The organism is Bacteroidales bacterium, assembly GCA_035647615.1.
GTDB lineage: Bacteria > Bacteroidota > Bacteroidia > Bacteroidales > 4484-276 > SABY01.
Window position 1 is genome coordinate 65844 of record DASRND010000035.1, and the last position, 16509, is coordinate 82352.

9 protein-coding genes are annotated in these 16509 nt (G+C 46.8%); 3 read left to right on the forward strand and 6 right to left on the reverse strand.

Going from position 1 to position 16509, the window contains the following annotated elements; translation table 11 throughout:
* The first annotated feature begins 123 nt into the window (after positions 1-123).
* Both VFC92_11865 and VFC92_11870 read left to right on the forward strand, forming a co-directional pair.
* A complete protein-coding gene (locus VFC92_11865; GenBank protein HZK08883.1) occupies positions 124-1503 on the forward strand; it encodes a tryptophanase in 1380 nt (459 codons plus the stop codon).
* Positions 1504-1785: 282 nt separating this feature from the next.
* Positions 1786-2712 (forward strand): T9SS type A sorting domain-containing protein, encoded by a 927-nt coding sequence (locus VFC92_11870; protein ID HZK08884.1) that lies wholly within the window; start codon positions 1786-1788, stop codon positions 2710-2712.
* Between the two features lie 104 nt (positions 2713-2816).
* On the opposite strand, the gene VFC92_11875 is transcribed toward VFC92_11870, so the two are convergent.
* The 6 genes from VFC92_11875 to rbfA all read right to left on the reverse strand — a co-directional run bounded on the left by VFC92_11875 (position 2817) and on the right by rbfA (position 15964).
* The gene (locus VFC92_11875) at positions 2817-4379 is read right to left on the reverse strand and encodes an NAD(P)/FAD-dependent oxidoreductase (protein ID HZK08885.1); all 1563 of its coding nucleotides are present in this window, start codon (positions 4377-4379) and stop codon (positions 2817-2819) included.
* A gap of 265 nt (positions 4380-4644) precedes the next feature.
* On the reverse strand, positions 4645-8658 hold the full coding sequence (locus VFC92_11880) for a C25 family cysteine peptidase (GenBank protein HZK08886.1): 4014 nt from the start codon (positions 8656-8658) through the stop codon (positions 4645-4647).
* Between the two features lie 82 nt (positions 8659-8740).
* Positions 8741-12859: a C25 family cysteine peptidase gene (locus VFC92_11885; protein HZK08887.1), complete on the reverse strand. Its 4119-nt coding sequence runs from the start codon at positions 12857-12859 to the stop codon at positions 8741-8743.
* Positions 12860-13409: 550 nt separating this feature from the next.
* Positions 13410-14606: an FtsX-like permease family protein gene (locus VFC92_11890; protein HZK08888.1), complete on the reverse strand. Its 1197-nt coding sequence runs from the start codon at positions 14604-14606 to the stop codon at positions 13410-13412.
* A gap of 112 nt (positions 14607-14718) precedes the next feature.
* Positions 14719-15552, reverse strand: coding sequence for a class I SAM-dependent methyltransferase (locus VFC92_11895; protein ID HZK08889.1), 834 nt, complete (start codon positions 15550-15552; stop codon positions 14719-14721).
* A gap of 70 nt (positions 15553-15622) precedes the next feature.
* Positions 15623-15964, reverse strand: coding sequence for a 30S ribosome-binding factor RbfA (gene rbfA / locus VFC92_11900; protein HZK08890.1), 342 nt, complete (start codon positions 15962-15964; stop codon positions 15623-15625).
* A 92-nt stretch (positions 15965-16056) separates the two neighbouring features.
* Between rbfA and VFC92_11905 the strand changes: the two genes are divergently transcribed.
* Positions 16057-16308 carry a hypothetical protein gene (locus VFC92_11905; protein HZK08891.1) on the forward strand — a complete coding sequence of 84 codons (252 nt, stop codon included), beginning with the start codon at positions 16057-16059 and terminating at the stop codon, positions 16306-16308.
* Positions 16309-16509 lie beyond the last annotated feature (201 nt).

Sequence of the window (16509 nt, forward strand, 5' to 3'; positions counted from 1 at the left end):
GTTCAGGTGAACGTGAAGAACCGCGACGCTTTTAGTATCTGCTAATTCCCCCTCAGGGCTTTCACAGCCCGCTCATTACCTTTTTTATTTTCATTTTATTTTATTAAAAAAACATTTTAAATCATGGAATTACCATTTGCAGAAACCTATAAAATTAAGATGGTGGAAATCATCCGCCGCAGCACCCGCCAGGAGCGTGAGCAGTGGATCAAAGACGCTCGTTACAACCTTTTCAACGTACGCAGCAACCAGGTATTTATCGACCTGATCACCGACTCGGGCACCGGCGCCATGAGCGACATGCAATGGTCGGAGATGATGCTTGGCGACGAGAGCTACGCCGGCGCTTCTTCCTATTACAAACTCAAGAATGCCATCACCACGCTGTTGGGATTTCCCTATTTCCTGCCTACCCACCAGGGACGTGCAGCCGAAAACGTACTTTTTTCCGCGTTGGTAAAAAAAGATGACGTGGTACCCGGCAACTCCCATTTCGACACCACCAAAGGCCACATCGAATATCGTAAGGCTACCGCCATCGACTGCACCATCGACGAAGCATTCGACACACAAATCGATCACCCTTTCAAAGGAAACATCAACCTGGAAAAGCTGGAAGATGTTTTGAAAAAATATCCCCGCGAACGCATCCCCATGATCGTGGTCACGGTTACCTGCAACTCGTCGGGCGGACAACCCGTTTCGATGGAAAACCTGCGTCAGGTTTATGCGTTGGCACAATCCTACGGCATACGCGTGGTATTCGACTCAGCACGCTTTGCCGAGAACGCCTATTTCATCAAGATGCGCGAAAAGGGCTATGCCGACAAAACCATCAAAGAAATCGTTGCCGAGATGTTCAGCTATGCCGATGCTATGACCATGAGCAGCAAGAAAGACGCGATTGTAAACATGGGTGGTTTTATAGGATTTAAAGACGAAGCGCTCTGGAAAAAGGCGCAGACCTTCACCATCATGTACGAGGGCTTTATCACCTACGGCGGCATGTCGGGACGCGACATGAACGCTGTGGCACAGGGACTGCACGAAGGTACCGAGTTCCAGTATCTCGACACACGAATCCGTCAGGTAGCTTATCTGGGTGATAAGCTCAAAGAGTACAATGTTCCGGTGCAGGAACCTTTTGGCGGCCATGCCATCTTTGTGGATGCCAAACGCTTTTTGCCACACCTGCCCAAAGAACAATTTGCCGCACAAACGCTGGCCATCGAAACTTACCTCGAAGGCGGCGTGCGCACCGTAGAAATTGGCGCCCTGCTGGCCGACCGCGATCCCGTAACACGCGAAAACCGTTATCCCAAACTTGAGCTGCTGCGACTTGCCATCCCGCGAAGGACTTACACCAACAGCCACATGGATTATATAGCTGCCACGCTGGCCAACGTTTACGAACGCCGCAACGAGATTACCAAAGGCTTTAGAATAACACAGGAAGCTCCCATCATGCGCCACTTTACCGTGGAGCTGGAGCCAGTGGTTTAATAAAAATTGCTGATATCTCTTCCATCCCAAACCGGATGAAGCGCCCCGGGCCATAAAGCCGGGAGAGTTTCATCCGGTTTTCTTTGTCATAAAGTATTTTTGTTTGGGTCGAATCAATGCATTGTTTTTTAACTTTGATTTCATTGTTGTCCGGTTAGCATATTTTTATGCTAATAAATCATAAAGTTGGGGGGAAGGGGACTTGTAAAACTGTTAATTCCATCGTACATTTGTCACGATTTCAAAAAATTAGATTTATTAATAAACAAATAAATCAGAACTATGAAACATTTAAAACCGTTCACAATCAGCGTTTTGCTGTGCGTGCTGTTTGGTTTCGGCATGTCGGCGCAAAACTATGTTCCGTTCCCCGCTTCTGATGCCGAATGGAACGAAGTGCTATACCACGGGCAACCCATATCCCAAACCAACTACACCTACACGATGCAGGGCGATACCGTGATCGAGGACATGGTGTATCAAAACATTTATTACCAGGATACGGTGTTGCCCACCGATGAGCTTTACTATGCAGCCTCCATCCGCCAGGATACGCTTGCCAAAAAAGTGCATGCCCGGAATTATGAGTTTCTGCCGGATAATGAAGAAGTGCTTTTGTATGATTTTTCTAAAAGTATCGGGGATACTGTTGTTGTTGGCGTAGAAGATATAAGCCTTGGATATTACATCATCGACCATATCGATTCCATTTTAACCGGAAACATGTACCGGAAGACATTTTATTTTACCGGTATCTTTTCGGATTACTACTGGATTGAAGGCATTGGCAGTACCGGAGGATTATTTGCACCGGTTCGTCCTATTCCCACTGGACCACATTGGTGGTACAACACCTGCTTTTGGCATGATGGAGAATTACAATTTATGAACCCTGAATTTAATAATTGTTTCCCCATCCTCACATCTGTGGATGAAGATGCCGCAAAACCGCAAAGCAATTCATTAACAGCCAGTCCCAACCCCACCCATACCGGGGGAATCCTTTTGGATATAAAAGATCTGGAGTGTTTTCCAAATGCTGAGCTAAAAGTGTTCGATATTTACGGTAAGACAATCCACCACGAAACCGTAGCTCCGCACCAGAGTGCAACCCGGCTGGACACAAGCCGATGGCCGGCAGGAATCTATATCGCCGCTATCTTTAGCAACGGGCAAATAAAGGATAAGTGTAAGCTGGTGGTGGAGTAGGTTTTTATTCTCTCTTTTTGACGTTTCGAGGTCAGTCAGCTGACTAACGCTCGAAAGTCTAAGGCACACGGCAATTCTCTATTCCAAAAATTCGGATAGAAACGTTAAATCGAAATGTATTCATTTCCTGCAATCGCCATCGCAGCTTTCACACCATCTACCGCTGAGCTGGTAATTCCGCCGGCATAGCCGCTTCCTTCACCCAGGATATAAATATTATCAAAACCATCACAACGGCGGTGTTCATCGCGAATTACCTGCACGGGCGCACTGGTTTTAGTTTCCAGTCCAATCATCACCCCCGTTTCAAAACCTTTGATCTTGCGGCTAAAGTTGCTCATCCCCTCTTTGAATGCCGCGATAGTTGCGGCAGGCAACAACTGCCTGAAGTCATGGGGAAAAACTTCAAAAGGATAGCTGTTGGCAGGAAGCGTGGCTGCAGTTTTATCCAATAAAAAATCAGCTATCCGGTTTCCGGGAGCGGCATAACTTTTTGTAAGATCAAAAACGCGTTGCTCCAGCTTTTCCATCCACGCAAGCATGCCGGCGAAGTCAACCGTTTTGTTGCCCGGTACTTGTTCCGGATGCAAACCCGCCACGATGGCTGCGTTAGCAAAGGGCGAATTGCGGGCATAATCCGAAACGCCATTCACGATGTTTTGCATTTCGGCCGGAGCAGAAGGAACCACTTTACCGCCTGGACACATACAAAACGAATAGACTGGAAGCCCGTTGGAGGCTTTGTGGGTGAGTGTATAATCGGCAGCTTTTAGCCCGGGCAAGTGCTCCCTGCCCCACTGCGAGCGGTTGATAAGCGGCTGCGGATGCTCCACGCGCACCCCAATAGCAAAAGGCTTGAGCCGAAAAGCAATGCCGTGGCGGTGCAACATTCTGTAGGTGGCGTACGACGAATGTCCTGGCGCCATCAGCAGCATATCGCAAGGATAAGTTTGCTGTGCGGTGATAACTTCGGTGCAACGCCTGCCGGTGATTTTGATGTCAATAACTTCGCTGTCGAAAATCATGCGCCCGCCCAGGGATTGAAATTGCCGGCGCAGCTCCGGAACAATGCGCCGCAGGTTATCGCTGCCGATGTGTGGTCGCGCCAGATACCGAATCTCCTCTGGAGCGCCGGCGCTTATGTAGGTATCAAAAACGAATTGCTTCTCCAGCGCTATTCCTTTGGTGCGGGAGGTAAGCTTGCCATCGGAAAAAGTACCTGCACCTCCTTCGCCGTGGCAGTAGTTGGCGTGGCTATTAAAAGCAGATTTTCCTTGTTCAAAATCCAGAACCGACTGGTAACGTTTGCCGGCTTCGGGGCCTTTCTCGAGCAAGGTGACATTAAAACCCGACTTCTGCAACACCAGCGCGGCAAAAAATCCAGCCGGACCGCTGCCCACCACCACAACATGCTGCGGCCGCTTTTGGTAATGAATATTGAGCTGCGGCGGAGTTTCGTAAATTTCACCTTTGCGTTCCTGCGAAAAGATCCGCACACGCGCCAGCCAAAAAATATCGGCCTTGTGCCGCGCATCAAGGCTTTGCTGTAAAAGTTCCCACCTAAATTTTTTAACGCCCGCTTTGGCCGCTACCTTCTTTCGCAGCACCTCCTCCTGATAGTTTGTAGGGAGTTTTATTTCAACATCCTGAAAATAGATTGGTGACATATTATTTCCTTTTCTTTATTAATGAGCTTTTCGCTTTCGCTAAATTCCAAATTTCAGAACTCCTGACCCGGCGTAAATCTCATGTCGCGATTTTTAGATTTCTCCCTTAAAATTTGCTACGCAAATTTTCCAGTCGAAATGACAGAGCCCATGGGCTGATTTGGGAGGAAGGGTCGGGCGTTCTCAAACACTAAATTTCAAAAAAACTAAAAGAAAAAAGGCCGGAAACAGTGTCCCGGCCTTTAAAAACTCACTTCATGAAAAATTATTCTTTTATGATCTTTTCGATGATTATTCCGCAGTTGCTGCGAAGATACAGATAATAAACTCCCTGTGCCATATTCGAAAGATCGATGCTGTGGATAGCCGCTCCATTTATTTTCAGTGTTTCGGCCATCACTTGCACACCGAGTGCATTCATCAGCGTAAGCTCGTAGGTAGTTTCCTGCGTAGAGTTGAGTTGCAGATTGAAGATGCCGGTGGTAGGATTGGGATAAACGCTTACTCCTTTTGTAGAAATATCGTTGATGCCCGTAGGATCCATCACCATAATTTCGAGGCCGTCAGAATATTCGCCCATGCCGCAGTCGTTGCCACCACATACTTTCAGGATAGCACTGCCCACGTAGGTTTCGCTCCAAACAATCTCAACCTCATTCATATTCATCGACATTACGCCTGCTTCTGCAGGAATGAGCACCCATTCGTAAAGAGTGCAATTGTCGAGCATCTGTGTCTGATACATCTCGGTTTCGCCATTTCCAACAGCTACATCGCCATCGATAGCACCAGCCTTTGCCGGAACATCATCCACATGGATGTAATTGTATTTTGTCATCTGCTGTGAATCGGTTCCGTCAGAGATTTCGAGGGTTACATTATAAACGCCTTTGGTGTTGTAAACCACCACAGGATTTTGCTCGGTGGAGATTTCGGGAGTACCGCCGGGGAAAGTCCACAGCCAGCTTACGGCGCCAAGAGAAGCATCCGTATAGGTTACTTCCATGCCGGCGCAACCTTCGGTGACAGAGGCGGTAAAGTTGGAAACCAGCGTAGCGGGCATCATGCCGAAGAAGTCGAGATAAGCTTCCATAAGTTCGATGCGTCCGGTGGCAATGCCGCCAAACTCGTGTGAGGCACCAATAGTTTTATAGACGCCGCCATCGTTGGCAACGGCCGTTCCATAGCTTGGCGACTGATTGTTAAGAATCAAAGTACCGGTAGTCGCCACCATGCGGTCTATCCAGTTGTTGTCGCCAGTGTAGGACATCGACATGCCTTCGGTAAAAGTACCTACAACCCCCACTATAGTTCCCAAATCGCCGCTGCCATCGGCAGTGCCATTGAGCCCAAACATACTATGAACAGGTGTGGGAGTATTAAAATACCAGGTATCGCCACCTTCCATGTACAGCTTGCCGCCGGCATTCAGGTAGTCGGCGAGCTTTTGTCCGTCGGCATTGCTTAGCGAAGTATTGTTGTTATAAATACCAAGTGACACAAATATGGATGAATAAAGATTAAGATCGGCGGGCAGATTGGTAACTTCATCGTAAGCCAGACCAATCTCGTCGAGGGCATCTGCTATTTTGTTGGCTGAGTTGTGATTTCCGTCCTTATCTACGATGAGTACCGGTATTTGGCCTACTACGATCGTGAATCCGTCGGTGGCCATCAGATCTTTCTCAGCAGTCATTTCAAAATCTAAATTCACCTGATGACCTGCCGGAGTAGCTTCGTCGGCGGTAACTTCAAATTCAGCTACAGCGCTCTCACCGGCTTCCAAAACTCCGTAACTCATCGAAGAACTATGGATGGTGAGATACATATCGCTGGAAGTAAGGTCACCCACAACGTTATCCGCCATAGCGCCACCGGCATTAGTTATCGACACCGAAATTGTGGCTGATTCGCCCGGATCAAGCTTTCCGTTGTTGTTTCCGGTAATATCCGAAATGGTAAACGCATCAAACTTCAGCACGCCAGCCGTGGCGGTAAGTACAAATGTGCTTTCCCAGGTTTCGCTACCGGTAGCCGTTACATTGAAAGCTACGTTGTGTCCGTTAGGAACATCATTGGCAACTTCTACTGCAAAGGCATTTTCGATTGTAACAATTGCATCAGGTGCAATGGTTCCGAAGTTTTCGGTAGCATCCGTGATGGCTACATATTCGTCGTCGGTAGTGATGGTAACCAATACATTGGTAGCATTGGCAACGCCCACATTTTTCATGGCCAGATTAAGCGTGGAAGCTTCACCATAGATCAGTTTACCGGAAGGTGTATTAACAGCCACCTGGTTGAAGATTACGTAAGGGCCGGTTGGTGGGATACACTGGATGTTTTCGTAAATAGTTTCGCCGTTGAAAGCCGTAACAACGAGCTTCACGTCGCCGGGCTGGAAATTATTAGGAATGGATACATAACCGTTTTCATCAGAATAGGCACTGGCAAAGATTTCATCTTGCGAAAGCGCAACCATCGCGCCTTCAAAAGGAGCACCATTAAGGTTAACTGTGGTTTCGAAATCGGCACCTACCAGCATCACATTATTAGAAACGGTAACCGGAGCGGCTTCGTCGGTTCTTATCTGCAAAGAGGCATCACCAAAAGTAATCCATGTTTGCAGGGTCTCCAGGTCGGAAGAACCGCTGCTCTCGGTGTACATCAAAACGAGCCCGTTAACAACGATAGAGCCAATAATTGTGCGGCCTTCGGTGGTACTGATACCGTTGCCGGGATTGGTGGCGTAATTATAACCACCAGTAATAATATCATTAAAATAGTCCTGACCACGCATTGGCGGATCCCAAGACTGGTTGATGGTTGACATAAGCGTCATAATGGCGCCGCCGTTTTCTTTCCGGAGCCAGGCTTCGGCAAAACAGTCGCCCGAATGAAAAGCACCATTAACACAAGCAACCGAGAAAATAAAGGGCAGTTTGTTGCCATTGGTAAGGCTATTTACATTAGAACTGCTAAAGCCACTGGAACCCCAGGAAGTTTGTGAGCCATGGCCGCAATAGTTTATAATGCTGGCGCCTTGCTCCAGATAGTTTTTCACCATAGTGGAATTCCCCGATGGGTCGTAGGCGGTGTACATGTTATTATAAGTAAACGGATGGAGCTTGTGATTATAGATTATGTCGATGTGTTCATAATCCTTCTCGCCATCATCGCCGGGGCCCTGGGTACTGGCAATACCAATAGCATTGGGATACCAGGTTCCTTCGGGATTCTTTTCGTATTCGATAGTCTTATTTACTTGCACGGTAACCTGAGCCGGATTGTTTGCCGAAAAACGACCGATAGCAATTTCCGGGAAATAATCGGTACCTACCACACAGCCCAGCATCGGATCCGTAGGAGCATTGGAATAGCCAGCCGTTTCTGATTTTATGTCGGCCCAGTCGCCCACGAGCTGTACGTAAAGAATGTCATTGTTTGCGTTGTAACTCTGCTGGATAAGGCTTTTCACGTTGGTGCCGGTAGCAACCACTTCTTTATAAACCCCAAAACCTTTTTCCCTCTTCCAGTCGATGTATGGCTGGATGGCAGCTTCGTCGCGGGCAGTGGTGATAACTAGAATATCGCCGACTTCGCCCATGTCCATCACATCCTGCTGGTTTTCGTAATTCATAAATAATGAAGTGTAAAGACCTTCCATTGCCGGGAAATATTTCCCCGAGGTGCTGTACAACGGATTCACCGGAGCAGAGTCGTCAGGTGTAAGGGTTACTTCGATATTTGTGTAAACGCGAACGGTATTCGTAACCGCATTGTAGCTGAAAGGATAGATGTAAACGGTAGCACCGCGCACGTCTTTAATAATAAAAGGATCGGTGAACGTAGCAACTTCAGCGGGGAAAAAAGTGTTGGTAATCGATTCGGGAGCAATAACGTATGGAATCGTCGAGGGATCCTGGTCGCGGTAGATCACTCCACGCGAAGGCACCAGCGGGGCTTCTACCTGTAAATCAACAAAAGAAAGAGCCGAAACCTGCATGATCATATTCTTTACAGGATCGAGCTGAATATTGGCATTGATAAATGGAAGCTCCGCAAAGCCTTGTTCTTTGGTGGTAACGTTACGAGCAAAATCGATAGCCGAAAACACAGTACCATCAAGAGTAACGGTTCTGATACTATAATCTTTGATTGTAAATTGCAGGGTGGCACTACCAGAGGCACCTTGCTTGTACTGTAGGTCGTAGCCGTTATTAGCCATCAGACCAACAAAAGCAAAAAGAAGAAAAACATTTAAAAAGATTTTTTTCATACAGTGAAAATTTAAAAGTTTGATGAGTTTAAAAAAAATTATTTTGTTTAGTAATGAATCCAAAATTGAGAATAATCGAAATTTATTTTCCAAGAATAAGCTTGCGCGATACATTCTTATCTGCGCTTTGCAAAATCATATAATAAACACCGCTGTCGAAGAGGGAAAGGTCTATGTCAAAGCTGTTGATCCCAAAGCGGTCTAAATTTTCCATGGTTTCCTGATACAAATTCTGCCCGTACGCATTGATGATAGAGACGACAAGCCTGTCGTCATTTTCAGCCAGAAAGTCGATGTGTACTTTATCGACAGTCGGATTGGGGAAAATCCTGAAATTGCCCTGACGTTCAAGCTCAGCAATAAAAGTAGGCTGAAAGAAAATACTGTTGGATGGCACTGAGTGACACCCCGACACATTTGTAATAATATTGTAATAATTTCCGGCCACGGTGGGACGATACGTCTGTCCCACAGCTCCCACTATAACCCCCGTGTCGTTGTACCATTGGTTTCCGTACTGCATCGACGACAACAGGTTTTCGCCCACTTGTACGATTTCAGGAGTGGCAGGCACCGGGTGCACTTCCACCAGGATTTCGTCAGTATAAGTCTGGGCTTTGATCATATCGGTAACTGTGACCACATAAAAGGTGTTGCTGAGCGGCATGGCCACAGGATTGCGCAAAGCAGAATTGCTGAGCGCTTCGGCAGGCGACCATTTGTAATGATAATTGCCCGATCCTCCATACACGCTTACGTTGAGCTGTGTAGCTTCGCCGGCGCATATTTCGGCAGGTGCCGCCGTGATGTTGCCCGACAAAGAGTTGCTGGTGATAATCCCAAAGAACTCCAGATATTTCTTCATCAAGCCAATTCGATTGTTGCCATAGCCACCAAATTCTGCTGAGGTGCCAATTGTTTTGTAAGTTTCGGCATCGTTTGCAATGGCACAATTATAGGCAGGACTGGCATTTTTTAAAATAACAAAACCGGCATCGACAGGTTGCAAATGATCAATCCAACTGTTGTCGCCGGTGTATTCCATGGTAAGCCCCTGCGTCATGGTTCCGTTTACACCCTCGACGGTAGATAAATCGTTGCCGCCATCTGCCACGCCTTCGATGGCGAAAAGCGGATGCACTGCCGTAGGGGAATTATAAAACCAGGCATCGCCACCTTCGAGGTAGAGGTTTCCACCCGCCATCAGATAATCGTAAAGCTTCTGCCCCTCATCAACCGTAAGTGCATGGTTTTCGGGATAGACGCCCAGACAAACCAAGATGGAGGCATACTTTTGTAAATCCTCCGGAAGACTGGTTTCGGTCGCAGCCGAAATATTTAGCGCTTCGATGGCTTCAGCTATTTTATAAGCCGAATTGTTGTTTTTATCCAAATCGACGATCAGCACCGGCACCTGACCAATCACCACAGTAAATTCAGAAATTTTATTCCCGGTAAGGGTATCTTCAAAATCGAGCATTGCGGTGGCCACCAAACCGACTGGCGTATTTTCGTCGGCAGATATTTCGTAAGTTGCCATGGCCTGTCCGTCCACATCAATATCGCCGTAAGGCAAATAATCGATGGTGTTAACGGTGAGATACGCATTATCGCTCGTGAGCCTGCCAATAACCGCCGCTGCAGCAGCGCTTCCGTTATTTTCTATTAATGTTGTGATTAACACAGTTTCTCCGGCGTCAATGCGTCCGTTGTTATTTCCCTGAGAATCGTCGATGCTAAAACCGCCAAAATTGAGCTGCGGCGCATGTCCTTTGATGGAAAATTTGCTGTTCCATATTTCCACACCATCACTGGCCTGAAGTACAAACCCCACCTGATGGCCATCCGGAATATTGCCAGAGAAAGTAATTTCAAAAATATTTTCAAGTGTAACCGTTGCATCCGGATAAAGATTGCCAAGCACCGCGTTGCCATTGTCTATCTCAACAAATTCGTCATCTGACGCTAAAGTGAGCGTGACGTTATTTGCAGGTTGCAATCCAAAATTCTTCATCGAAACATCCAAACCAAATGTTTCTCCGTATTCGGCCAACCCGTTTCCATTGGTTTGCAAATCATTTACACCAAAACCATCGAGCAATACATAGGGAGCATCGGGAGCGGCTACGACAATGGTGGCGCTGTATGGCTGCAGGTTTTGCCCGGTGATCACTATCTCTGCTTCACCAGGCAGCACAATGGGTTCATCAAAAACCACTTCGGCCAGCCCGTCGGCATCGGCCAGAGCAGCGCCGTGTAAAACGTCTTCTGTCGAAATGGCCACAAAAGCATGCGGCGCAGTGTTTACAACCAGCGATGGCTGACCGGGTGTGATCAATGGCACATAATCGGCGGTAATGGCTGAAGGCTGCGAAAAATAAACCATCAGCGATGGATCGCCCATCAGGTGGTAAACTTCCCAATAATATTTCTCGAGTTGCGCGCCGGCCTGCGTCACCGCAAGGTTTCCGGCTACGGGCATTTGCCCTTGCGTTACGTACCAGTCGTCGACAGCAATTCCGGGCATGTCGTGGAAAGTTCGGTCGAAGGCACCAAGGTGCGTGGGGTTATAAACAGGATTGGCCGATACGGCTTCAAAGCCTACCGACCACCAAAAATCTTCGTTCCAGTAAGTATTGTTGCTGGCGCCGATATAGCCTACGGCGCCTTTCAAAGGAGCGCGCAGCACTGCTTCGGCCAGGCAGGTTGCCTGAAAATTGGCAGAGGAGCAGCAATTGCCCACCATCAGCGGATACTTATGTGCATTGGTAAGCGCAGAAACATTGCCGGTAACAAAGCCGGGATTGCTCCATCCCGACGGGCTGCAATGTGCAGTATAGTTTACGTAGGAGACGCCCTGCGAAATATTTTCGATAATCAACTCCGAATATTTACCACTGGCGGGTTCGGGCTGCAGATAGGTGTGGGTTTGCAATCCATGTGCTTCGTTAAAATAATTTGTCGAGCCATAGTTCACCTGACCGTTTCCCCAGACAGAGCCATGTGTGGGATCCGCTCCGGCAATGAGCACCGCCTCATCCAAAAACGACGGGTCAGGAAACTGATACTGCTCATATTCTAATGTCTTATCAATTTGGGGCTGCAGCTCCGCCAAGGTGTTTGCGGAGAAACGTCCATAAAAAGCATCCGGGAAATGATCGTCGGTATATTCAGCGTAATAAAGATCAGTAACGTGTCCGCCGGTGGTGCCGCCAAAGGCTGGAATTTGCGCCACATCGCCCACCAGCAAAACAAAAGTTTGCGATGCATAACCTTCGGGAGGATTGTTGTAAAAATCTTTCAGGTATTGACGGATGCTAACGGAGGTATTTCCTACCGAAGGGTCGTCGGTGTAAGCTTCTACAACTTTAAAACCTTTGCGGGATTTCCATGCTACCAAAGGCTGAAGAGCATCGGCAAACATCGGATCGGAAACAATGATGTAAGTGATCGAAGGATTGCCGTATGCATAACCATCCGCAAGCTCTTTAAAATTAAAAACGCTCCCGGCAACACTTTTAAAATACTGATTGTTGTAGTTGGCTTTCAATTGCAGCGTAGCTGGCACATTGGCATTTGTGTAAACAACATTAACACTCAATTGCCGGTACACGCGCACGATTCCTTTTACAGGATTGTATTGTACGGGCGCTATCTCAAGCCTCGCCAGCCTTACGCCACGCATCGTGCCCAACGGAACCACTTTTACCAGCTCATCGCTGTTGAAATCATCTAAATTATAGGCAGACGCATCATGTGCAAAAGTCGCCAGCTCAGGATTGTCACTTTTTGATACAGGAGGCTGCACCGGAATAATCTGTGCATCAATTCCATAATCAGCGAGATTAATATCTTGATAATTCGATTTGATAATTTCGATGGAAATATCGCAACCCAAAGGAATTTCAATCAGCTTTTTCATTACCGGCAACATAGGCGTTCCCACTTGCGTGGAATAACCATAGCCATCAGCCCGAAGCTGCACGTAAGCTGCGGAATTTGATTTCACTTCAAAAGTTTCGATTTTGCCAAGGCTGTTGCTAAGGGTAAGCTCCTGATAAGTGTTTTCGCCAATAACGATTTGGGTGGGTTCATTACCAAACTGCAAAACTTGTGCTATAAGGCCTTCCTGGGTGGGCATGAAAGCCGCCAGGAACACCATCAGCACAAGTAAAACATTGATGCTAAATCGTTTGGTCATGAAATAAACTCGTTGTTATTAATAATTTATCCGCGAAATCAGGCGCAAAATTAGGCTTTAAACAGACATCATTGTAATTTATTTTAGAAAGTATCCCTACCTTTACTTTCCCACTTTTCCAGTCTACCGCCTTGTGAATCAACTTTCCAAACAAAAACTAGTGCCTACTGTTCAAAATTGAAAGGGTCAAATTTAGTATTGTTTGGCAGTAGAGCAAGAGGGGCTGGTGTTAAAAAATTGTTAATGTGGGAGAAGTTCGTTGTTCCCTTCGGCTACGCTCAGGGCAGGTGTGGTTCATTGTTCGATGTTCCTGTGGTTCGGACGAAGTTTCGGTGGTTGCAGTGGCTCTGGTGGCTGAGCGGAGCCGAAGCCAGATTGTCAAAACCAGCTTGTCGAAGCCCGGGGTTCATCGTTAGCGTTTGGACGAGGCTGAGCCTCGTCCTTTCTATTTTATAGGCTTTAGCCTATTGAAATTTAGAAAATATTTAAAAACGGAAAAAAGGCAGTGTTTGCAGGAATAGAGGAAGCATTCGCAGAGCCAAAGTGTTCTTTACAACTTATGAATAAGATATTTGGATGAAATATTCCGCACCGGATACCAGGCTGCCAGAAGGCCAAGAACGATGACGGTGGCAAATACCAGGAGAAAATCAACCGCTTTAATTGCCACCGGATAGGCGTCTACCACAAAAGTTCCGGAGCCGCCTCCCAAACTTATCAGTCCGAAAGTTTGTTGCAGCCAACTGATAAGACCGCCCAACAGCAGCCCCAATAAGGCGCCGCCAATCGAAATCATGATGCCTTCAAACAAAAAGATGCGCCTGATCAGACGGTTGGAAGCACCCATGCTGTGCAGCACTGCCACATCTTTTTTCTTGTCGAGGATAAGCATCGTCAAGGAGCTAATAACGTTGAAGGTGGCGATGATGAGAATGAAAGTTAGAATGAGAAAAATTGCCCACTTCTCCGACTGCATCACACGATAAAGCAATGCCTGCTGTTCAAAACGATCTTTCACCACGAAATCGCTGCCGATGATATTTTTGATTTCTTCTTTTACTTTTTTCGTGCTGTAGCCCGGCGCCAGACCCACTTCCACGCTGGTAACCTCACTGGTGTAGTCGAGCAGCGAGCGGGCTGTTTCGATAGGCATCACGGCATATTTGGTATCAAAATCCTGCTGGATGCTAAAAATCGCAGAAGGAAAAATCCCTTTGCTATTGAAGGCCTGCTCAATATTAGCGCCAAAACGCCCTTCGCGACGCGGCACATAAACCATCACCGGATTGAGCAAATCGTTGAGGCTGGCACCAAGAAAATACGAAACTCCTGCGCCGAGAATTAATCGCGGCTGCCCCATCTCTTGCAGCAGAAACTTTCCGGCGATCAGCATCGTATCCAACCCCGTCATCTCTTCAAATTCCTCGCTCACGCCTTTGATGGTGGCAATATATTGCTTGTCGCGATATTTAAACAAAGCGTTTTCTTCCACCACCTGCGTCAGAACAAACACCCCCGGAAGGTTTTGCAGCTTTTCGTATGGAAAAGTTTCGTAATCGAAAGTTTTGCCTTTTTCGGTAGTAATGGCAAGGTCGGGATTAAAGGAGTTGAACAGAGATGTAATGAGGCCTTCAAAACCATTAAACACCGACAAAACGATGATGAGCGCCATAGTTCCTACCGTTACCCCGGCCAGCGAAATGGCCGAGATGATGTTGATAATGTTGTGCGTTTTTTTGGCAAACAAATATCGGCGGGCGATATAAAATGGAAATGATCTGATGACGATTGATTTTTTTTAAAACAGCAACAAGCTAATAACGCTTAATTGGTTTATTGATTATGCTGAAAGCCAGCGGCTACTTCCAGGCTTTCACCAGGAGGCCGGTGCCGGTTTTGGGATTAATATTCACATCCAGCAAGTTCATAATCAGTGCAAACCAATAAGTGAGCAAGTAATAAAACGGAAGCACGATAAAAAAGAGTTTGGACGCGTTGAGCATCAGGATGGGATATTTCATCGAGAGACGCCAGGATATTTTGCCGGGCCAGCCGTAGGTGTAGCGTGCTTCGGTGCGGCTGAATCCCGCGCTGCGGAGCTTCTGCTGTATCTCGTCGATATTATAGCCGTCGCGCACATGCTCATCGATAAACGAAACGGAACCGTTGTTGGCATAGCCTTCGTCCTTGTGATGATCGTGCACATCGGAGCCGCCCTTGTCGCTGGGCGTCGAAATCAGCAACATGCCACCCGGACGCATCGACTTGTGGAAATTTTTAAAAACCAAAACATCCTCTTCGATGTGCTCCATCACGTCCACCGACAAAACCAGATCGTAACTATCCGGCTTAACATATTGCGTCAGGTCGGCATAATCAAAGCTTACATTTTTAATATTTGTCTTTGCAAAAAACTGGCGGCAATCTTCAATTTGCTCAGTTTTTACGTCCACTGCTTCAACATTCCATTCGCGATGTTTGCGCGCCATGTAATAAGTGTATTGTCCAAAGCCCGAACCAGCGTCGAGTACGTTGATTTTCTCATCACGCTCACAGGCAAACCGGCGCAACGCTTTTTTGACGTGCCAGGTGCGCAGCAGCAGCAAATCGAGCAGATGATAAAATGCCTTGCGCGCTGCTGTGGTGCGGTTGAACACCCGCCCCAACGAGTTTTTGATAGGATCGTATTGCATCTAAAGAATATAGATTGTCTATTTTTTTAATAATAATTGCTCCATCACCTCCAACTTCTAAAATCCAAACTCATTCATCGCTGAGCAGATCTTCGATATGTTCGATGTAGTCGAGCGAATCGTCCACGTAAAACTCGAGTTCGGGAATGTGACGCACCTGATTTTTGATGATCGTGCCCAGATTGTAGCGTATCTCACGGCTGCGCTCGCGGAGGTCTTCGATGTTGATTTTTTTGCCACCAACAGCAAACAGGCTGAGGTAAACGCGTGCTATCGAGAGATCGCGCGTTACTTTAACTTTGGTAACGGTGATAAGCGCGCCGCCAAAGTGGTTTTTACCTTCCAGCCTGAATATCTCGGCCAACTCCCGCAGCAGCATTTTGGAAATTTGTTGTTGTCGTTGTGAATCCATCGGGCAAAATTAATATTTTCTGTGTCTGTTTTTTGTTAATGATGGCAAACAGATTTGCAAAAGGATTGTTTTAACTAAAAATCCTATAAAACATGAAAAACTACAAGCGAATCCTCCACAAGAATCTTCCCGTTTTGTTGACAGCCATTTTCTTCACTATTTTTGCTGCTTCAACCCTGGGTCAGTTGCCTACTAATATTCCTTCTCCTAAAGCTGAGCCTGTCGACTTTTTTGGTTCTACCACTAACATCGTGCTCTATTTGGTCATCCCCATCGTCGTTATTGTTTTATTCATCATTTGGCGCCGGCGCATCTCCAAAGGCAAAACCGACGAGGATCAGTAAATCCCTCAGCACCTTCTATAAGAAACCTATCCACAAATTTTCGCCAATTAAGCGAATGTTAGCTAAAAAATTCCTAGCATAGCTTAATCTACTTTTCTAATTATTTGTTTCGTTATGGTTACAAGCATCAGTCTTTTTGAGCTTGAATTAAAGTTTGAATCACCGAATTCAATTATTCTAAAAATAAATTAGCGCAAAACA

Excerpts from the sequence above, each read along its gene's own strand:
- VFC92_11870 (HZK08884.1), top strand. The coding sequence starts at position 1,786 with ATGAAACATTTAAAACCGTTCACAATCAGCGTTTTGCTGTGCGTGCTG.
- VFC92_11885 (HZK08887.1), bottom strand. The coding sequence starts at position 12,859 with ATGACCAAACGATTTAGCATCAATGTTTTACTTGTGCTGATGGTGTTC.
- VFC92_11905 (HZK08891.1), top strand. The coding sequence starts at position 16,057 with ATGAAAAACTACAAGCGAATCCTCCACAAGAATCTTCCCGTTTTGTTG.
- rbfA (HZK08890.1), bottom strand. The coding sequence starts at position 15,964 with ATGGATTCACAACGACAACAACAAATTTCCAAAATGCTGCTGCGGGAG.
- VFC92_11865 (HZK08883.1), top strand. The coding sequence starts at position 124 with ATGGAATTACCATTTGCAGAAACCTATAAAATTAAGATGGTGGAAATC.
- VFC92_11880 (HZK08886.1), bottom strand. The coding sequence starts at position 8,658 with ATGAAAAAAATCTTTTTAAATGTTTTTCTTCTTTTTGCTTTTGTTGGT.
- VFC92_11875 (HZK08885.1), bottom strand. The coding sequence starts at position 4,379 with ATGTCACCAATCTATTTTCAGGATGTTGAAATAAAACTCCCTACAAAC.
- VFC92_11895 (HZK08889.1), bottom strand. The coding sequence starts at position 15,552 with ATGCAATACGATCCTATCAAAAACTCGTTGGGGCGGGTGTTCAACCGC.